Annotated in this window: 14 protein-coding genes; 2 read left to right on the top strand and 12 right to left on the bottom strand. The window is 56.0% G+C overall.

What is annotated here, in order from left to right:
* Window positions 1–24: 24 nt before the first annotated feature.
* The 3 genes from PBOR_RS09500 to PBOR_RS09490 are packed head-to-tail and all read right to left on the bottom strand — an operon-like array spanning window position 25 to window position 3,959.
* Window positions 25–1,158, bottom strand: a complete 1,134-nt coding sequence (locus PBOR_RS09500; RefSeq protein WP_042211459.1) for an ABC transporter ATP-binding protein — start codon at window positions 1,156–1,158, stop codon at window positions 25–27.
* Window positions 1,155–2,840, bottom strand: a complete 1,686-nt coding sequence (locus PBOR_RS09495) for an ABC transporter permease (protein WP_042211458.1) — start codon at window positions 2,838–2,840, stop codon at window positions 1,155–1,157. The genes PBOR_RS09500 and PBOR_RS09495 overlap by 4 nt, the downstream gene beginning before the upstream one ends.
* 6 nt (window positions 2,841–2,846) lie before the next feature.
* A complete protein-coding gene (locus tag PBOR_RS09490) occupies window positions 2,847–3,959 on the bottom strand; it encodes an extracellular solute-binding protein (protein WP_042211457.1) in 1,113 nt (370 codons plus the stop codon).
* Between the two features lie 172 nt (window positions 3,960–4,131).
* Here PBOR_RS09490 and PBOR_RS09485 point away from each other — a divergent pair, with 172 nt between their 5' ends.
* Window positions 4,132–5,043, top strand: coding sequence for a LysR family transcriptional regulator (locus PBOR_RS09485; protein WP_042211456.1), 912 nt, complete (start codon window positions 4,132–4,134; stop codon window positions 5,041–5,043).
* Between the two features lie 162 nt (window positions 5,044–5,205).
* Here PBOR_RS09485 and PBOR_RS09480 read toward each other — a convergent pair whose 3' ends face one another.
* From PBOR_RS09480 to PBOR_RS09445, 8 genes are all read right to left on the bottom strand, one after another.
* Window positions 5,206–6,402 (bottom strand): rhamnogalacturonan lyase family protein, encoded by a 1,197-nt coding sequence (locus PBOR_RS09480; protein WP_245648237.1) that lies wholly within the window; start codon window positions 6,400–6,402, stop codon window positions 5,206–5,208.
* Between the two features lie 107 nt (window positions 6,403–6,509).
* Entirely contained in the window at window positions 6,510–7,310 is an 801-nt protein-coding gene (locus PBOR_RS09475) for a polysaccharide deacetylase family protein (protein WP_042211454.1), read from the bottom strand.
* Window positions 7,311–7,391: 81 nt separating this feature from the next.
* On the bottom strand, window positions 7,392–8,087 hold the full coding sequence (locus PBOR_RS09470; RefSeq protein WP_042211453.1) for a DUF1961 family protein: 696 nt from the start codon (window positions 8,085–8,087) through the stop codon (window positions 7,392–7,394).
* On the bottom strand, window positions 8,084–10,759 hold the full coding sequence (locus tag PBOR_RS09465) for an exo-rhamnogalacturonan lyase family protein (RefSeq protein ID WP_425415519.1): 2,676 nt from the start codon (window positions 10,757–10,759) through the stop codon (window positions 8,084–8,086). The genes PBOR_RS09470 and PBOR_RS09465 overlap by 4 nt, the downstream gene beginning before the upstream one ends.
* Before the next feature lie 164 nt (window positions 10,760–10,923).
* Entirely contained in the window at window positions 10,924–13,290 is a 2,367-nt protein-coding gene (locus PBOR_RS09460; protein ID WP_042211452.1) for a helix-turn-helix domain-containing protein, read from the bottom strand.
* An 89-nt stretch (window positions 13,291–13,379) separates the two neighbouring features.
* Window positions 13,380–14,987, bottom strand: a complete 1,608-nt coding sequence (locus PBOR_RS09455; protein ID WP_042211451.1) for an extracellular solute-binding protein — start codon at window positions 14,985–14,987, stop codon at window positions 13,380–13,382.
* A 35-nt stretch (window positions 14,988–15,022) separates the two neighbouring features.
* Entirely contained in the window at window positions 15,023–15,907 is an 885-nt protein-coding gene (locus PBOR_RS09450) for a carbohydrate ABC transporter permease (RefSeq protein ID WP_042211450.1), read from the bottom strand.
* 16 nt (window positions 15,908–15,923) lie between these two features.
* Window positions 15,924–16,892 carry an ABC transporter permease gene (locus PBOR_RS09445; RefSeq protein WP_039306775.1) on the bottom strand — a complete coding sequence of 323 codons (969 nt, stop codon included), beginning with the start codon at window positions 16,890–16,892 and terminating at the stop codon, window positions 15,924–15,926.
* 244 nt (window positions 16,893–17,136) lie between these two features.
* On the opposite strand from PBOR_RS09445, the gene PBOR_RS09440 reads away from it, so the two are divergent.
* On the top strand, window positions 17,137–19,170 hold the full coding sequence (locus tag PBOR_RS09440) for a beta-galactosidase (RefSeq protein ID WP_042211449.1): 2,034 nt from the start codon (window positions 17,137–17,139) through the stop codon (window positions 19,168–19,170).
* A gap of 484 nt (window positions 19,171–19,654) precedes the next feature.
* On the opposite strand, the gene PBOR_RS09435 is transcribed toward PBOR_RS09440, so the two are convergent.
* Complete coding sequence (locus PBOR_RS09435; RefSeq protein WP_052429402.1) at window positions 19,655–20,770, bottom strand: methyl-accepting chemotaxis protein; 1,116 nt, start codon at window positions 20,768–20,770, stop codon at window positions 19,655–19,657.

The following is a 20,770-nucleotide window of genomic DNA, read 5'->3' as shown; positions in this document are numbered from 1 at the left end:
GCCTTTCGGGTAAAATCACCTTTCTTACAGCCCATACAAATAAGCAGCGTGGCTGGGGAGCGCCATACGGATGACCCCGCCTGTCTCTAAGTGTTCTTCACTGAACAGATAGAGCCGCTCACTTCCTGAGGTTTCGGCCAGCGTCCGCCACTTCGTTCCTTCAAAGGTACAGTGGATAACTCTGGCCTCCAGAATATTAGTTTGCCCGCCCTTCTTCTCTACGGCTGCATCTGCGGTTTCCGGCAGGAGTGCCAGTGCTTCCGGGCGGAAACGCAGCTCTGCGGGCCCGTCCACCTTCAGCTTCCCTCCGGGCTCACATAAGATTCCGGAGAGAAGTCCGGCTGAGCATCCGATAGCCGGCTCCTCGGCCGTGCCGGCAAAATGCCCCTGCAGCACGTTGACCGCTCCAAGCAATGAGGCTGCCTGCCTGCTTGCCGGCTTATGATAACAGGCGAACGGCGTGTCGAACTGGTCAATTGCACCGCTGCGCATCAGCAGCAGCTTATCCGCCATTGCGAAGGCTTCCTCCGGATCATGGGTTACATGGAACACACTCATCTTCAGCCTGCGGAAGAGCACCGACATTTCCGTCCGCATCTCAACGCGCAGGCGCATGTCCAGATTGGAGAGCGGTTCATCAAGCAGCATCAGCCGCGGCTCTGTTACGAGCGCACGGGCAATCGCCACCCTTTGCTGCTGTCCGCCGGACAGCTGGGGCGGCAGACGCCGTTCGAAGCCTTCCAGCTGCAGCAGGGCAAGAGCGCCTGCAACCTTGTCTTTAATCTGCTGTAACGGCATCCGTTTCTCCTTCAGACCGTAAGCAACATTCTCAAACACATTCATATGAGGCCATAATGCATAATCCTGAAAGACCATGTTGATGCCGCGTTTTTCCGGCGGCAGCATTTTGGAGGCGGTGGCAATAGTCTGCCCGTGCAGCAGAATTTCGCCTCCGTCCGGGCGGCTTAAGCCTGCCACAAGCTGCAGCAGCGTCGATTTGCCACAGCCGGAAGGGCCCAGCACACTGATGATTTCGCCCTCCTGAAGTTCGAGGCTGAGGCCACTTAACGCCTGATAATCGCCGTAGCTCTTCAGCAGATTTCTGACCTCAAGCAGCGGCGGCCTGCCGGTCCCGTGAACCGTCTGTGCCTGTCTCATGCTGTAGCCCCTTTCTTCTTGAAGACCGCTTCAATCACGGTCAGAATCAGTACAATGATGCCGCCTCCGGTAACCGTTGCTGCGGAGGCGTAGCCAAACCGCATATCCTCGAATGCATCATCGATTACGATCGGCAGCGTCACAAAGTTCGGCGGGAACAGAATGGAATTGACCGCCAGATCGAACACACAGGAGCCGAACGCGGCAAGCGCGCCGGAAACCAGTGCCCCGCGGATCAGCGGGATCAGAATCCTTCGCACCCGGCTGATCAGAGAGGCTCCCTGCATCTGTGCAGCATCGAGCAGCTGCTCCGGAACTTTAGCCATGGAGCCGGTAATAATCCGGGTAATCACCGGGATAGCTCCGGCAATGGCCGCCAGAACGAGAATCGATGGCTTGCCGTAGAGCCTCAGGCCCAGCACTTCGAGCCATTTTTGATTCCAGACAAAAATATATCCGATACCCAGCACCACTCCCGGCACAGCAAATGAGATCAGCGTCGCGGCTTCAATGGCTTTTTTAAACCTGAACCGGGAATAGGATAGGACAAACGCAGCACCCAGCCCGATCAGCAGCCCGATTAATGAAGCCGTAGCTGCAATCGCCAGCGACCGGCCGATTCCCGGGAACAAGTCCGCTCCGTGACGGAACAGTTCGGCATAATGCTGAAGGGTCAGGTTGCTCCGGACCAGTCCGTCCGACTGTACTTGCAGGACAGACATCACAATGCTCGATCCAATCGGAATGCCAATCACGACAATCAGCAGCAGAATGACCGTGCCGCTGAGCAGCCAGTTATATCTGCCGGATGATCCGGGGACCAGACGCTCGGCCCGTCCCGACAAAATGTCATAACGGGATCTGCGCAGGATGTAGAACTGGACAGCGATTGCAAGTGTGATGAGCAGAACCAGGTACAGCGACAGCACCCCGGCCATATCAAAACGGATGGGTGAAGTATAAATGGCAGAATAGATGGAATACGGTAGCGTGGGGAAGCGGTATACCACCGCTATCGCCGAAGGCAATCCGAAATCGCCTATGGTGTCCATGAATACCAGCAAAGCGCCCGAGCAGATCGATGGCAGCAGCAGCGGCGCCTCAATTGTAAGCCATACCCGCCATGGACGGGCACCGCATAGCCGTGCTGCCTGGGACAGCATATCCATTTTCCATTCCATTGCCGCTCTTACGCTCAGATAAGCCAAGGGAAACTTGCTGAATGTCATCACCGCAATCAGTCCCCCGGGCGTGAATACCGCACCGCTGACCCACTTCCAGCCCAGCAGTGAAGCTGCGAGACCATTGCCTGCCGAGAACATGATCCAGCCCTGGGCAAGGATGAAGGAGGGCATAATGAACAGGATCCAGGCTGCCGCATCAAGCGCAGTGGCGCCAGCGAACCTCCAACGGGAACGGATCACTGCCAGCGCCGTCCCCAGCAGGGTTCCAAACAGCGTCGTTCCAATTCCCAGCAGGAGAGAATTCTCCAGGGACTTCCTCCACAGCGGACGGTTGAATACATCCAGCAGCAGAGACAGATCCCCAATATTCAGCTCTCCAAAGAATACCCCCGGCAGCAGCACCTGAATGATTACCGCCGCTAACGGGCACAGGACGAGTACTGCCAGCAGGATGCTGACCATCCAGCCCAGCCGGTTTACATTCAGAAGTCTGAGCATAACCGTCTATTGTACAGCCTGATCAGCGAACCACTGCTTGATCTCGGCTTCATGCTCACTTGAATATGCGGCATCCGTGAAGTTCAGCTTGGCTTCCTTGGCCCGGTCAGCTTTAGGAGCTGCACCTTCAGCGGAGGGTTCGAAATAGCTTTCATCGCCGCTGTCGATCAGCTCCTGCTGCACTTCAGGCTCCAGCAGGAAGCTCACGAACTGCTTAGCTGCATCGGCCTTCCCGGTATTCTTCTGAATGGCTGCAACCCGCACTGAGGCCGGCGCGCCGTCTTCAGGCCATACCAGCTCCACCGGTTCTCCGGCTGCCAGCATGGAGTAGGCATTCGATTCTTGGAGGGCGGCGATATCAATCTCACCGGAGGTCAGAGCTTGTACGACCTGGGGATTCTTCGGATAGACGCGCAGCCCCTGCTCCAGTAGGCTGTTGAAATATTCTTTTCCCCCATCAATCCCTTTATCTTCAAAAAAGTTTGCCACAAACGGATACGCCGGTGCCGCGATTGCCGGATCGGCCATGCCCAATTTGCCCTTGTAGACGCTGTTTTTCAGATCTTCCCAGGTAGCAGGGATATCCGCTCCGCTGATTTTATTCTTATTGTAGACGATGATCCCCGCTGCATGGGCTCCGGTCGGATAATAGGAACCATCCTCCGGGATCAGCGATTCATAGTTGTCTTTCAGTCCGGCCACATTCTCCGGAGTCCAGCCGGTCAGAAGCTGGTCTTTGGCATCCAGCCCGTAAATGGAAGGCATCGCGTCGATCCATACGACATCCCACTGCGGATTGCCCTGCTCCGCTTCGATGCGGGACATAATTTCCGCCCCGTTCCCGGATACGATGTTAAGCTTGATCCCGGTCTTCTTCTCGAACATCTCTCCGATGACCGCATCAAAATCATTCAAATACACCGTAAGGCTCTCTGTACCTCCGCCTGCACTTGTGCTTTCGCCCGCACCAGCAGTGGCACCTGCAGCTTCGGCAACCTGATTATTTCCGTTTGCGGCAGTACCCGCAGCGTTCTGATTTTGTCCCCCGCAGGCCGTCACGGCCAATAGTGATAATAAACCTGCTACAACACCCGCTGTTCTCTGCCACTCTCGTTTCACGTTGAATAATCCCCCTTGGAAATACTTTTCCGCCTTCGCGTTACTTCAAACTTTAACAAGATAGTGTAAGAGCCACGTTAAGCCGGATAACTAGTTTTATTAAATATATCTATGTGTATTGAATGTTTAATAGATAAGATCTATATTCAAGAAAAGAGGGAGAGTGAATGATATGAACGTGCAGCAGCTTAAGGTGTTCGTGGAGGTCATGCGCAGGGAGACCCTGCAGGAAGCCGCCGATCAGCTGGGACTCACTCAGCCTACCGTCAGCTTTCATCTGCGGAAGCTCGAGGAGAGCCTGGGAACCCAATTGTTCCGTAAGCAGTCGCGGAAGCTGATTCGGACGGAAGCGGCAGAAGAACTGCTGCCCTATGCACGCCGCGTAGTTTCACTGATGGAGGAAGCCGCTGAACGGATGCATGCAAGGGCAAAGCATGGCCACAACAAATTGAAGCTCGGGGCCAGCTACACACCGGCTACTTATTTCCTGCCCCCGTTCCTGGCGGATTACAAGCATGAGCATCCGGCTACCGATTTATTGCTGACTGTCAAAAAGGCTGATACCGTCCTCTCCCTGCTGCGGCATCATGAAATTGATGTGGCGATCGTCTCGCTGCCGGATGAGCCTGAAAAAGGACTGCAGATCGTGCCGCTCATCGAAGACGAGCTGCAGCTTGTCATGAATCCGCGGCATCCCCTGGCCTCAGTGGAGACACTCAGCACTGACCAGCTTGAGGGTGAAATCTTCCTGCTGCATGAACAGGGCTCTACCTCCCGGCAGCTGGCTGAGGAGTGGGCAGCATATATCGGGCTGCAGTTCCATTCGGTAATGGAGCTTGGGGCCATTGAGACAATTAAGGAGACGCTGAAATTCAATTCAGGCATCGGTGTGCTCCCGCTGCGAAGTGTGCTCAAAGAGACCGCTGCCGGTGAGTTAATCCGGCGTCCCCTCCCCGGAGAAGGCTACTCCAACCGGAGACATATCTGCCTGGCGTACCGGGACGAGCCCATCTATGCTGCACACATCCGCAGTTTCGTGGACTTCATCCGTATCTCCGGCGGCCAGGGTCCATGGGCAGAGTGATACGCGGATTATATGCACATGATCCTTGCTCCGTATGCTGCTATTGCGTTTGCGGCTATCAAGTCTCACTGCGTTCTGAGCTCTACTGCTGCACAAAAAAGCTGCCTATTAAGTAATGAATCTACTTAATAGACAGCCTCAGCCATCATAGCCCCCCGCCTATTACAACGCCACCTCACCGCCGGGATACAGGGTGGAGCTGTACAGCCGTTTGGGCTGCGGCAGCTGCCGCCCGGGATGTACCGCCTCCAGCGGGAGCGGTTCGCCGGCATAGACGGCCGCCAGCTCATCCGTATAAATAATAACCTGCTCGGTCCCGCTGCCCAGCAGATCACCGTGTACGGCATAGCCCTGCTCAGCAAACCGGGCAACGACATTCATGTAGCCGTCATAGAGCGCGGGAAGCACAGCTTCACCCCGGCGGTAAGCCAGAATGTAATCCGGTGCATCCTTCCAGAAATGACTGACCGCTTCGACGATGGTCAGCCAGCCATCCGTGGTGCGCTCTTCCTTCCACAGCTCCTGGCCGGACTGGTCCAGCAGGAACATGGCGTCTTTGCCCCGGAGCCCTTTGCCGTCATCCTCACGGACCATACGGTCAAGACCGGCAATCTGCAGACCGGGCAGGTCGGGGCGGAACCGTCCGAGCGCCAGATGCTGCGACTCAATGGAGCCTTCGTACCGCCATAGCTCGTGCCCGTCACGGTCATACATCACCGTCACACTGCCGCCGATCACCAGCTCCGGCACTCCGTCTCCGTTCACATCACCGACCCACAGGCAATCCGCATGATCCTCCAGATCATGGCAGCTCCATAGCTGCTTACCATCCGCATCCAGCAGATCGTATCCGGCCATAACCTCATCACGGCCGTCTCCGTCAAGATCAAACACCCATGGATAATGCCCCACATTGCCCTGATGGGTCCACAATAACCGGAAGCTGGAATCCAGCGCCCACAGCTGATGATAGCGGTCTTTGAGAATAATGTCGGAAGGATGGCTGCTGCCCTTCAGGTTGGCAATGATGATGCAGTCGTGGGCTTCCTTGCCCGGCAGCGGATGTACCGACTTGACCTTGCCCGTCGCCCCCTCCAGAATCTGCAGCCGGTCATCCATCACACACAGCACCTCAAGCGCGCCGTCCCCGTCAATATCGTAGATTTGTGCCGGATAATCCGAACCCGAACTGCCTGCACCATTATCCGGCTTGCCGGTCTGCCACAACAGGCGGCCCTCCAGATCATAGGCAGTCAGGCACTGCACCTGATGCGGAATATATCGGACATCCTGGCGGTTATCCGGCTGAACCAGCAGCAGCTCAGCCCTTCCGTCCCCGTCCAGATCACCGATCAGCATTTTACATCTTGGACCGGCGGCTGAAATATCGATGCCGGCCAGCCGGTGCAGCGCTTGATTAGTATTTGCCACAGTAATTCCTCCTTATCTCTATCCCTGTCCTGTAATCAGCCCAGATCCACAGTCTGCCCTCCAGGCACCTCAATCACAATTCCGTCAACCTCCAGCCAGACGGCAGCAGCTCCCGGATTGCAGACAAAATCCCGCGCGGCCGAGAAGATCAGCCCCCGGCAGGCCTTCATATAATGAACCAGCTCCAGATTGGTCACGTACCAGACGTCATCACGGCCGCCGGCCATTGCACAGAAGCGCTCCATCAGCTCCCAGTTGTTGTCATTGTCAAATTCATAGCTGTGGCCCCACACATACATCAAGTACAGGTACTGACGCTTATGCAGTCCTATAAAAGTCTCCCCGTGTGCCAGCAGATCCCGGTTATGGTGACAGGTGGCCTGCCACTCCAGCCAGTCCTCCGGCAGGGCGAAGCCGCCTGTGGTCTGTACAGTACGGGCATATTCGATGCCCAGATGCGGCAGCAGCCCTTTGATCTCTGACGTATAGGACCCGTTCGGGTAGGACATTCCACGGGCCGGCTGGCGGATCAGCCCTTCCAGTACTTTGCGGTCCTCCATAATCTCCTCGACGATATACTCCTGCGGGCAGCGGGCCATCGTAGGATGACTCCGCGTATGCGCGCTGACTTCATGACCGCGGTACAAGGCGGCGACTTCCTCTGCCCTAATACGGTCGCCTTCTCCAAGCAGCCCTGAATTCAGGTGAAAGCTGCCCTTGATCCCGTGCTTGTTGAACAGGCCGACCAGCCGTTCATCCGCCCGTCTGCCGTCGTCATAGCTCATCGTCAGCGCCTTATGCCGCCCTTGCGGATAGCAGTAATACACTCCGGACATTGCTGTTATGCCTCCTTTGAATATCAAATGAATGATCTATACCGCTATCGTGAATCCGGACAGCCGGGAAAATCCAGTCATTCACGGAGCATAGACAGTCAGATCACTGTATTCTGCAATCAGCGGCGCCATCTGCCGGAAGCCGATTCGGCCGCCTGCGAGCAGCGGACCGAAGGACGAGCCATCATCCACCCAATGCAGCAGCGGTAACCCGTCCACGGCAAAGGTCACGGCAGGCCCGTGCTTCACGACCAGCATCCGGTAGGCTCTGGTCATATCAGCCACATCCGGCAGCGGATCAGCGCCTTGCGCGGCAAGGTGGAAGCCGTAGCTTTTACGCAGATTACAGGTATGAAAGGACCGCTCCTCTTCCCACATCCGGCGGAAATAAGAAATGTGAAAAGCGTTCATCTCCCCATGATGGTACTGGTCATATTCCCCCGTGCGGACCGGCAGGGACGGATCAAACAGATCCTTGCCCCCGCTGCCTGCAGCAGCGAAGAACAGAATGGCCAGTCCCGGTTCCCGCAGCGGGCGGAACTTCCACGATACCGCAAGCTCCGCCGGGAAAACCTCCGGGCACCAGAAGACCACATTCGCCTTCTGCCCTTCTTCCGCCCCCCGCACACTCTCCAGCCTTAGACGTCCCAGCGGAAAGGTTGCTATGCCGTCACCTTCCATCCGGAAATCCGCCGCTTGCCCGGGCTCTTCCAGGGGATTTCGGTAGATCTCCCGCCAGCCTTCCGGGATCAGCGCCAGGTCCTTCTGCGCAGTCATTCAGCCGCCACCGCCTTCCCTGTATCCGTCCCTGCTCCCCGCTCCGGTAGAGCTTCAGCAATCAGCTCCAAGGCAATGATCGTGTTCAGCGACCACTGTGAAGCTTCATTTGTATTCATCCAGCCGATCTCATTAAGAGGTTCCATGTAGGTAACCCGGATCTGCTCTTCCTGGAGATTAACGGCTCCGAACGGATTCTCCAGCAGGATGCTCCAGCAGCGTTCAGCAGTGGCCCGGTCATCCCTGTACCATGCGCCATAGGCGGCGATAGCCACACTCAGGACCGGATGCTCAAACCGCAGCTTGCCTGTAATCGCACCTCCGGCAATGACATCCTTCTCTTCCTCGGGCAGATTGTAGAACACGCCGAACTCTGCAAGCATATCCTCCCACTCCGGGTCCTCCAGCATCATCGCCAGCTCGAACCACACCTGCGGCCCGCCCATGCTGATCGCCAGATGCCGTCCCCAGTTATCATCACCCATGGCGCTAAGCATTCCCGTCTTAGGATCATATCCATAGGTTGGACCGGAGATCAGCCGCAGATTGGCCGCTTTAATACAATCAATTCCCGTTATGATTTTGTCGCGGTACGCCGTATCTTCATACCGTTCCCAGCGGGTCATCCAGTTGGAGCTGAATGCCGCCCAATCCGGACCTACCCGCACATGTGTCGGAAACTCATCCTTCGGAAAATAAGCCCGCATCGGGTCCAGCGTCACCGTGGAATAATCCGCATCCTTCACACTGTCCATGATGCCACCGGTCCGCTCATCGCCGGTCAGATAATAGAAGTAGCGGTGCAGGCCGGCCATGGCAATCCGCGCTTCCTTACAGCCGCAGCCCCAGTGCACGACATTATGCCGCGAGCCAAGACCTGCGTATTCCCCGAAATGATAGACATCCACCTCGCTGGTGTGCCGGGTCATCGCTTCCGCCATACGGAATATATCTGCACGCCCGGTCCGCAGGAAGCTCACCCACAGCCACATGTTCGGCACCAGCTCGGCATTCTGCCAGGCGCAGCCGCCCAGATCATAATTCCAGACATGACGGACCGGATCATAGCTGTGCATGAAGTCACCGTAATCCCAGAGGCCGTACCATTTCCGCTGTTCGATCTCGGACTGGTAAAAGCTGATAATACCGTCCAGCCGGTCCTCCAGGCAGGCCTTAACCGCTGTGCTCCGGTCCGGCAGGCTCCAGAGTCCGAACGCCCGGCTGCGGTGATAATACTCCGGAGCGCAGACCAGCAGCGCCGGTTCATCCGCTTCCTGCTGCATCCGCAGCAGCTGTGCAGTTTCCGGCGTGCGTGCGGTGCACCACAAGGTCAGCTCGTTGGTGCTCGCAATACCGTAGGGCGTAGCGCGCAGTTCATCCGCGCCTTCATAGGAGGACTCCACATGCGTCTTCGTATCATAGTGGCGCAGGTCCATAGCCGGGACTTCCGGCGACCAGAACCAGACTGTTAATGCTGCTTCACTGCCGGAGGTGCCGGTAATCTCCAGCCCGGACGGGTGCTTCCGCCAGAAGTTCTTCACTGCGGCGGCCAGCCCGCCGCACTCCGACCCGACATAGCTTAGCCCTCCTGCCCGCCGGCCTTCTGCCCCCTTAATCCAGGTGCAGCCCGCCCCTGTCCGCTTATGTATCCCATAATGCTCGGACGAATCCTGAACCAGCCGGAAGCTGTCCCACACCGCCGAATCCTGAAGCAGCCCTGTAAAATAAGCATCCTCCTCCAGGTCAAACTGCAGGCTCTTTCCTTCCAGCTGCCCGGCGAACATGTCAGCGTATTTGCCTTTAGTTCTGCGGGTATGAAGCGTCTTCGGAGACTCGCTGAAGATGCCTTCACTGCCCGCCAGCCGGACATGGCGGTTGTACAGCGGACCGCTTAGCGGCACCTTGAACACAATGCCCAGCCCCTTGATGAAATCCTGCTGCGGATTACCGTCATAATGAAAGGTATGCACCAGCCGGATGGATTCCAGTCCGGCGTAGAAGTACAGCCGTAAAGTATAAGGAAGCCATTCTCTGGCTCCCCTGATGTTTCTATGCCTGCCTTCCAGACAAATCACAGCACGCAGCGGTCCGGCTTCTTCCAGACTGGCCTTGCGGGTCACACCCGTAAAGCGTTCCTGCAGCAGTGTCAGCTCACCGCTGAGCGTATCCCGCTGCTCACGGAGGCAGACCAGCTCACTTCCGCTGCACAGGAGCTGCTCTTCGGAACCTGCAGATGCCGCCTGAACCCGGCGGATGATCCGGGAGATCAGTCCCGTACCCTGCTTGCCCACAGTACACAGGATAGTGCCGGTATCGACAATATAGGCTTCTTCTGTTTCTTGAACGGACACCTGCAGTGCTGCCGGCATAGCCACCGGCTCCGCAGACTGTTCCAGCGTATAACCATCCGTACTCCCTTCCGGGCATACGGCTGAATGAAACGACCACTTGATGCTGCCGTCCGGCCAATAGGCAGCCGGGCGGCTCTGCAGAGGCAGAGCGGAACCGTCCGCAGCTCCGTTAAGACATAGGGCGGACAAGTCTCCGCGCTTCAGCTCTCCCTTGGACCAGGGTACACCCCAGGTAACCCCCGCAGCAGCTGCAGGCTGGTTCAACCACCGTAAATGTATCGGCATGGCTGAGGACAATACGGTCATCTCCTTATGTGACATCACCGATCACAGAGACTAATGATCCGGGCCGGAGAAAGCTACTTATTATATAAGACACACTTAAGTCAGTTCCAAATTTCCCCTCCTCTCCTTTCGCTTTTTGTTCATTTCTTTAGTGCTTCTTATATAGGAACACGGTAAATGAGAAATCAGTTGGTACCGTCTCACCTTGTTCCGTTCTCCTTCTCTCCTTCATGCCGGCTCAGTTCACGGTAGCGTGTCGGAGTGATGTCCTCCTGTTTTTTGAATATCCGGTTGAAATAACTCTGCTGATAGCCGACCTGCAGGGCGACATCGTTCATTTTCAGATCGGTGTCGCGCAGCAGCTCCTTGGCTTTATCCAGCCGCAATTCCGTTAAATAATCGATAAAATTAATTCCGGTTACCCGTTTAAACGACTTGCTGAGCAGAAAAGGGCTGGTGCCCGTATAATCCGCACAGCTGTCCAGCGAAATATTGTCCATATAATGCTGCTGGATGTACAGCATGGCCTGATCAATCGTCCGCCGGATCCCGGCGTCCGAACGTTCGCACAGCTCCTTCAGGAAAGGGGCCACCACCTGCACGCGGAACCAGGACAGGATCATTCCCGGCTCATGGATCTGTGAGAGGCTTGCATACAGGTTCTTGCCTTTGAACAGCTGATTCGGGGCAATCCCTGCCTCAAGCACCGCATGCAGGATCGCGCCGAGCAGATGCAGCATGCCCTGCTGCACGTCAATGACCTTCGCGCCGCCGCCAGACAGCGTCTCCAGGAACTCCTCCAGCAGCCGGTCTGCTTCTTCCGCCTCACCGGTACGCAGCGCCTGAATGAGGCCGCGCTCCAGCGCGAACGAATACTGCGGCAGCTGTGCGCCTTGCCCTTCCCGCTCCAGCTGCTCCAGGCTGACCACCTGATTCCCGCCCCCATACCTGCAGTGGCTGGCCGCCTGCTTCGCGGCTTCGAATGACCGGGGAATGCCGGAAATACTGTCTATAGGCGCACTGTACGCCACAGTTGCCTGCAGCTTGAGCATCCGGTTGATGGTGGCAGCCAGTTCTTCGCCAAAAGCCTGGACCCGGCCTTGCTCCGGACCGCTTCCCGGCTCAATCAGCAGGATGCCCGACGTAAGATCATGGAGATTGACGGTCTCTGCCCGCCCGAAATGCTCAGCGGCCATTTCGCCGATAATGTTCACCGCCGCGAAGGATACCAGGCTCTCATCACCGCTGCGGAACTTGCCCTCCAGGCTGGAGATCCCGGTCAGCTGGATATACAGCACCACAAAAACGCAATTCTCCACTTCCCATTTGTATTGCTTCATCCGGCTCTGCAGGTCCTGCTCGGAATATGCGTACAGGTACCCCTGGAACAATTGGTGTAGGAAGCTCTGCTGCACATGCGGAAGCTGCTCCGAAAGCGTGTACTGGAGGGCATGCCGCTGCCCGTGCAGATTCTGCCAGTGCCGCTCAATCAGCGTCATCTCGTCCACCCGGCTTCCGGAGACCGCATGCTCGGGGAGCAGCGTCTGGAGCAGGCGGCGGACGGGTGAGTAGATTTTGCGTGAAGCAATCCAGGACAGCACTGCCGCAAGCAGCAGTGCACACAGGCTGACCAGGATGATCATCCGGGACAGCCTCACCACCGGAGAGGTCACACTGGATATCGGAGAAGCCGACACATACATCCATTCACTGGCAATCCGTGAGAAATCACCGTAGGTCACCGCGAAGGTAACTCCATCCCAGTCATACAGAAACGAGGTGCTGCCCTGGCTGCCTCTGTCTGCTATCGCCTTCTGCAGCGCAGCAACAAAGGGCGTAGCGGCATCAATCCCGTTTCCGGAGATGAACAGGCCGCCGGACTTCTGCTGCATGAATACTTCCCCTGTGTTGTACGGGGTCATGGTCCGCAGCATGGCGGATACCTTCTCCGTGTCCATCCGCAGCAGCAGCGCCCCGAAGGGCTCCAGGCTGCCGCCGGGAATATGATGCACCAGCGTCAGCTCCTTCTGCTCCGGCTTGGCCGGATCAAACGCCCACTCCGTCCAGTAGGTGCTCCGCTCCTGCTCCAGCAGCTTCCCGTACACTGCGTCCTCTTCGGGGGCCAGTGTCCCGTATTCTGTGCTGAACAGCACCGGCTGATCGCCTGCCAGATACAGCTCCACCTGCCGCGCCATCGAATTCGAGCCCTGCATGACCACCAGGGTTTTGGTAATATCCCAGGCCCGTTCATGATTCAGGGTGAAGTCCATGTTGCTCAGGCTGTAGTCAAACTTCGGCTCGAACGCCCAGTGGGCCAGCATCAGCTCCAGATTGGACAGCTGGTCATTAATGTTATCCGCACGCTGCTCGATCTGCCTGTTATGCATCTCAAGCAGCTCCTTCTCCAGATTGCCTCCTGCCATAAAGTACACAAGTGACCCGATGATCAGACCGGGGATGGACGAGACGATCAGCACAATAATAAGATTATTGCGGTAATACCGGCCTTTCCGGCCACCCCGTCTCCTTGTATAACCGTTCCGTTCTCCTGCCGTTCCATTCTCCATTTCATTCACCAGCCGAATCCATAGTTTAGAGTTGCTGTCACGCAGCTTTAACGGGATAAACCGGCCGGTGCCTGGAGAGGGGCCGGATTTTATTTGCCCGTTTTTGCGTACAATTCGTTCATTTCAGTCACAAGCTCGTCTCCGCCGGTCTTCCGCCATACCTCAAACGCTGATTTCAAGCCCGCTTCATCAATCTGGCCGACAATGAATTTGATGCGCGCATCATTAATTACGTTATCCAGCTGCGAGCCCTTCTGGGTATACACTGCAGAGATCAGCGCTTCAGCAGGATTGGTCACAATCGTCGCTTCATTGGCCTTCTGCACTTCGGTCTGTTTCAAGCGCAATGCCGTTTGCTTCACTTGCTTCGCCTTGTCCTCCGGAATGAACGGCAGCATCTGGTTCAGCCCTTCCACTTCCGATTCCAGCAGAACTGTGTCACTTGAGCGTTCAATATAACCGTCCACCAGATTGTAATGGACACCTTCAATTCCGTAGTTCAGCATCGTCTGAAGATCCTCTTCATTCAAGCGGTCCAGGAACGTCAGCACCTGCTTCAGCTCTGCCTCGGTTTTGACCGAAGACTTCGGTATGGCCAGCATGCCGGAGAAACCGGAGGTCGGAAGGGTATGCAGTGCGCCGTCCGTTCCTGTCACCCCGCCGATGACATCCATATAATGGCGGTCAGGCTCATCTGTGCCTTCCTTCTGGAGTGCGGCATGAATCTTGTCGTCGAGCCGTGCCCCGTTATCCACCACATCAACAATGACCCCGGCTTTGTTGTTAACGACCGGATCATTCCATTTGGAGCTGTCCATCACCGCGAAGTCTGAGTTGATCAGCTGCTCATCATACAGCTTTTTCATAAACTTAAGCGCTTCCAAGTACTGCGGATACTCATGCTCAGGAACCAGCTTGCCATCCTGTACACCCCATTTGTTCGGGGAACCGAACCATAGCTTGATCGTATCGAAGCCGCTGGCCCATCCGCCTGTCCACTTCACCAGCACCATGCCGTACGTGTCGGCTTGACCGTTGCCGTCAGGGTCCTGCTCCTTGAACGCTTTTAGCATATTATAGAAATCATCCACAGTCTGCGGAGTCTCCAGCCCCAGCTTCTCCAGCCAGTCCTTGCGGAAAACCACGCCGTTGCGGCCCAGTGCCCGCCCTCTGTAGACACCATAGTTCTTGCCGTCGATGGCTGAGTTGCTCAGAATAACTTCCTTCGCTCCGCTCAGATTCGGATAATCCTTCAGGTAAGGACCTACCTCCCAGAAAGCACCCGATCTTGCCGCATTGACGAAGCTGGATGCCTTCACATCACCAACATAGATAATGTCAGGCAGCTTGCCTGAAGCCAGTGTAATATTGAATTTGTCGGTATAGGAAGCATTCGGCACCCACTCGAAATGAATCTTGGTGTTAGTAAGCTCCTCCAGCTTGGCGGCAACCGGACTGCCGTCCTTCGGATAATTCGTTTTGAAAATCGGCAGCATCAGCGTCAGATCCAGCGGTTCTGCAGCTTCTGTTCCGCCCGCAGCATTCCCTTCACTGCCGGCCGTATCCTTCTGCCCTGCTGCAGCGTTCTCCCCATTGTTCCCGCAGGCGGTAAACACACTTAAAATCATAATAACAGCTAGTAACATAAACAACCATCGTTTCAAATGTATGGAACCTTGTTTGCGCTCAATCTTCATTACTTAGCCTCCCTTTGTATGTTGGCATAACTTGTTTACCCCTTAACCGAACCGAGCATCACCCCTTTGGCGAAATGTTTTTGCAGAAACGGATAGACGCACATAATCGGCAGTGTGCCGACCACGATAACTGCCATCTTGATCGACTGCTCAGGCGGCTGTACGAAATTCGGGTCCATCGAGCTTAGATCGCCGGCTGCCGACTGGGACAGCATAACGATCTGGCGCAGCATCACCTGCAGCGGCCACTTGGACGGATCATTAATGTAGAGCAGCGCCGAGAAGAAGTTATTCCAGTGTCCGACCGCATAAAAGAGGGTGAACGTCGCCAGCACAGGCTTGGAGAGCGGCAGTACGATCTTCCACAGCAGACCCAGCTCGGTACATCCGTCGATGCGGGCCGCCTCCTCAATCTCGACCGGGAGCTCCTGGAAGAAGTTTTTGACGATAATCAGGTTGAAGGCGCTGATCGCCCCCGGAAGAATCAAGGCATTCAGCGTATCCAGCAGCTGCAGCTCGCGGATTACCAGATAGGTAGGAATCATCCCGCCCCCGAACAGCATGGTGAAAATAACCAGATTAAGGATTACATTTCGGCCCATCAGATAACGTTTGGCCATCGGATACGCCATGGTAACCGTGAAAAACAAGTTGACCGCCGTTCCGATCACCGTTACATACAGCGATACCCCGATACTTCTCACAATGGTATCCGTGGAGAAAATGAACCGGTAGGCATCAAACGAGATGGTAGTCGGAATCAGAAAGACAGCGCGCTTCGTAATTTCCGCCTCGGTTGCGAACGAACCGGAGACCACAAACAGAAACGGCAGGATTGCGGCGATTCCGATAACTCCCAATACAAAATAATTAAATACGTCAAAAGTAATTTCTCCGGCACTCCGGTAACGTTTAGCCACGCACGCAGCCTCCCTTTCAATAAAGTCCCGATTCGCCCGATTTCTTGGCGAGCCAGTTGGTGCCAAGCACCAGTACAACCCCGATAACCGACTTGAACAGTCCGACTGCCGTACTGTAGCTGAAGGCTCCCTGCGTTATGCCAAGTGCGTAGACATATGTATCAAACACCTCGGCCACTTCACGGTTCAGCGCGTTCATCATCAGATAAATCTGCTCAAAACCATTATCCAGAATGGTTCCCATCCGCAGAATCAGCAGGATGACAATAGTGCTGCGGATCGCCGGCAGTGTAATATGCCAGGTCTGGCGCCAGCGGCTGGCCCCGTCCACTACGGCTGCTTCATATTGCTCTACATCGACACCGGCCAGTGCCGCCAGAAAGATAATCGTTCCCCAGCCGCATTCCTTCCAGATGGTCTGGAGAATGATCAGCGGGCGGAACCAGTCAGGGCTGGCCAGGAAATCAATCTTGCTCCCGGTTACCGAGTACAGGAATTCGTTGACAGCACCGCCCTGTGTAGTCAGGAACACATACGAGATGCTGGCGACAATGACCATGGAGATGAAATGCGGCACATAAATCATCGTCTGAATGGTTCTTTTGTAGAAGGACAGCCGGACTTCATTCAGCAGCAGCGCAAGTATAATCGGGGCCGGAAAAAAGAACACCAGATTATACAGCGACAACACGAGCGTATTGCGCAGCAGCATGAAGAAGTCAGGATTCTGGAAGAACGTGCGAAAATGCTCAAGACCGACCCAATCACTTTTCCAGAAGCCCAGAAAAGGCTGATAATCTTTGAACGCGAGCAGCACTCCCCACATCGGTACATATTTAAATACGAGAAAATACAGGAGTCCAGGGGTCAGCAGGATGTAGAGCCATTTGTCCCGCTTCAGACGTCTGAAGCGCAGCTCCCGCCTGCTGCGGTAGGTTGCAGCAGCATGTATATCCGCTGTCCCTATTGCCGCTCCTTGCTTCATTACATTCACCTCCATATAGATAAGCAGCCTTGCACTGCCGTGCCTTGGCTGCGATTCCTATTATGGTTTCAGCGGAATTTTCCGGCAATCGGACTTTTTGGACAGCGACCTGCTAGCCTTGATACACCCCGCTACAATAAAGTCCAAAGCCGGCAAAACTTTACTATTGCCTGCTGCACGGGGGACAACTATGATGCCGGAAGACAAAATACGCTCATACCGGGCTCCTTAGGAGGTCAAGCAAGTGAATCATAAGCTATATTACGGCGCTGCATGGTACCCCGAGCTGTGGGGAGAAGAGGTCCGGCAGCATGATCTTCAGCTCATGCAGGAAACCGGCATTAATCTCGTCCGGATGGGCGAGTTCATCTGGTCGGAGCTGGAGCCGGAGGAAGGCTCCATTGATATCCGCCCCTTCGCTGAGCATATCCGGCTGCTGCATGCCCGCGGCATCGATACCATAATGTGCACCCCGACGGCAACCCCGCCGGTCTGGCTGACACACGGGCATCCGGAACGCCTGATTATCAGGGCGGATGGAGCAGTCATGAGCCACGGGTCCAGGCAGCATGTCTGCACGAATCACCCCTATTTCCGGCAGCGGGCTGCGGTCATCGCCGGACATCTGGCCAGAGAGCTGGGCCGGCTCCCGGGTCTTGTCGCCTGGCAGCTCGACAATGAACTCAAGGCACATGTGTCAGAATGCATGTGCGGGACCTGCAAGTCACTGTGGCATGAATGGCTGGAGAACCGCTACGGCAATATCGGGAAGCTGAATGAAGCCTGGGGAACGGGAGTCTGGAGCCAGACCTATCAGCAATTTGATCAGGTGCCGCAGCCGGTGGCTACTCCCTTCCTGCATAACGCCTCCCTCGTAACCATGTACCGCCTGTTCCAGATGGAGAAGACTGCCGAATTCGCGGCTGAGCAGGCGGCTATTCTCCGCCGCTACTCACCAGCTCCAATAACCCATAACAGCAGTGTCGCTTTCCATGTGGACAATGAACAGCTGTTCCGGGAGCTTGATTTCGCCTCTTATGACACCTATGCCTCACAGGCCAATAAGCACGCCTATCTGCTTAACTGTGATCTGTGGCGTAATATCAAGCCCGGACGGGACTTCTGGCTGCTGGAGACCAGCCCGGCTTATGCTGCTTCACTTACAAGCTACGCCGAGCCCCATCCGGACGGCTATCTCACTGCTGAAGCCGTGTCTGCCTATGCCTTGGGAGCCGGAGCTTTCTGCTACTGGCCGTGGCGGCAGCAGCGCTCCGGCAGCGAGCAGACGCACAGCTCAGTCATCAGCGCCTGGGGCCAGCCCGCGCTCGGTTATGACAATGTGCTTGAAGCCTCCGCAGCGCGGCTGCTGATCGAGCCGCACATCCTGGCTACCCGGCCGGTGCAGGCCGAGGTCGCAATTACTTATTCGGACCGGACCAAGGCGTACCTGGCGACAGAGCCGCACCGGAAGCTGAGCTACCGCTCACTGCTGGGGGACTTCTATAAACGGATTCTCGATATGGGCATACACCGTGACCTGCTGCCCGAAGGCGGAGAGCTCAGGGGCTACAAGCTGCTGTTCACCCCTTTCGTGCATTATTTGTCGCCGGAATATATGCAGAAGGCTCTCAGCTTTGCAGAGGCTGGCGGCATCTGGATCGCCGGTCCGCTGAGCGGAGGCCGCACGGCCGACCATACCCTGCATACCGGTGCCGCACTGGGTGTACTTGAGCGCATCGCCGGGGTGAACACCAAATATGTCTACCCGATGGAGAGAACGGGCAGCATGGGCGAGGCCTTCGGCCTCTCCGCGCCGCTGTCCCTGTGGAGCGCGGCATTCGAGCCGCTGCCGGGCGGAGCAACCGTGACCGGCAGAATCACGGCAGGCCGGACACCGGGCCTGGCCTTCCTGACCGAGCAGCCCTATGGCAGCGGAGCCATCGTACTGCTCGGCTCTCTGCCCTCGGGAGAAGCGGGCGACGGGCTGCTGCGCGCGCTGATTGATCATTATGCCTCCCGTGCTGGTGTATCGCTGCGCAGTGATGTCACCCGGGGCACGGTCGTCTGTCCAAGACGCGGGGCCGACGGGGAATTATGGACTATCGTTAACATGGACGGACTCGGAGGCAGTGTAACCCTGCCGCGGGCCGGACAGGATGTATTGAGCAGCGAGCCCGTGCCAGCCGGTCCGTTGCCGCTCGGTGCTTACGAATACAGGCTGATTGCCCTGCAGCCGGGCCGGCAACTAGCAGCGGGCCATTTCACTGAGCTTGTATAGCGCGAAGCATATAAGCAGCTTCATAGAATGGTGTTCATAGGTCGTATCCCTCTGGCTCTGCGTTGCATTGTTAGTTGGATAAACGTATCTTATTTCGGATGTTTTGGAGCGTCTGAGGTAATTAGTTGGATAAACGTCATTTAAATTTGAGCGTTCCCTCTACTTTGAGCAGTTTCTGGAGTATTAAGTGTTGTTTATCCAACTATTCCCTGACAAGGACTCCTCCGTTCATGTGTTAAGTGGAGAAAATCCAACTATTTCCTGCCTTAGCGCAGTCACCCCCTTGTACTTGCTCTTGCCAATGCTGCTCCCGGCTTTTTAGCCGCTTCTTCGGAGTTATCTGCATTTTTTTACAGTGTATAATTTCCTAAACCGCAAAAAAGCCAACCACAGTTTCTGGCTGGCCTAAATCAGGCAAAAGACTGCACCGGCAGCAATTCCCCCTGCCGGATGCAGTCTTTTGGTATCGGATACCCGCTTCTGCTTATACGCTGGTCTTCCGGGCTTCATCAAGCTGCTGCAGCAGCTCTATCTGATGCAGATGATTAAGCAGCTGCTGATAGTGATCGGCTTTTTGCTGGACGGTCAGCACCATCTTCTGGAACTGCCCTGCATCCTGCCCCGATTTCTCCAGAATACGCAGCAGATCGCTATTGATCTGCTCTACATCCTCCATGCTGCTCTCCTGCGACTCTTGAATCTTCTCCAGATGCTGGAATACCTCTTCCTCCGCTTCCACGATCTCGTTCATGTATACCGTGGACTGGCTGATCTTCGCATTCGTCTCTGTCATCGCCGTTGTCCCGTCATCGGACTTGCTGCCCAGCAGTTCCATCACGTTCGTCATCCCGGAGAGGGAGCCCATAATTTCCTTCACATGACTGCGGGTGCTGTCGGCCAGCTTGCGGATTTCTGTAGCAACCACCGAGAAGCCCCGTCCATGCTCACCGGCCCGCGCCGCCTCGATAGCTGCATTCAGCGACAACAGATTCGTCTGCTCAGCAATATCCGTAATGATCTTCGCCAGCTGCTCGATGCTCCGGAAATGCTCCCGCAGCTCCGCATTTAAGTTGACAAATTCAGAGAATACCGCCGAGGCCTTCTCCATTTCAGCGGAGATCTGGATATTAGCCTCCTTGGCGAATTCTATTTTATTGGAGGAGAACGAGAGGCTGCCATACATTTCATTGATGAGATCTTCGGTCTGTCCGCTGTTGGTCTTCAGATGCTCCAGCAGCTGCTGGGTCCCGCCAATCTGGCTGATCAGCTCACCGCTGCCCGCCCGTAAAGCTGCAAACTCCTCTACCATCTGCGCCTCTTCCTTAAGGATCTCGTCAGTTTCGCGGCGGATCTGTGCGGCCAGGGTATAAGCGTGAATTCCATAGGGTTCAGCGGCTGAAGCGGAGGCAGCGGCAGCCGTCCCTCCAGTATTCTCTTGAGGTGCAGGAGCCTTAACCGCTGTTTCATCTGCTTTTGCCGTCCCGTCCGACTGTCCGGAGCTGGCCGGTTTATCAAGAATGGCTAGTGTACTGTGACTTTGAACACCTCCGGCAGAGGTGCTTTTGCCCCATGAAGTGCGTAATCTGGTTATCCACTGCAT

The sequence above is a fragment of the Paenibacillus borealis genome (genome assembly GCF_000758665.1).
GTDB classification, from domain to species: Bacteria; Bacillota; Bacilli; order Paenibacillales; family Paenibacillaceae; genus Paenibacillus_AQ; species Paenibacillus_AQ borealis.
This window is presented reverse-complemented; position numbering and strand designations above follow the sequence as displayed.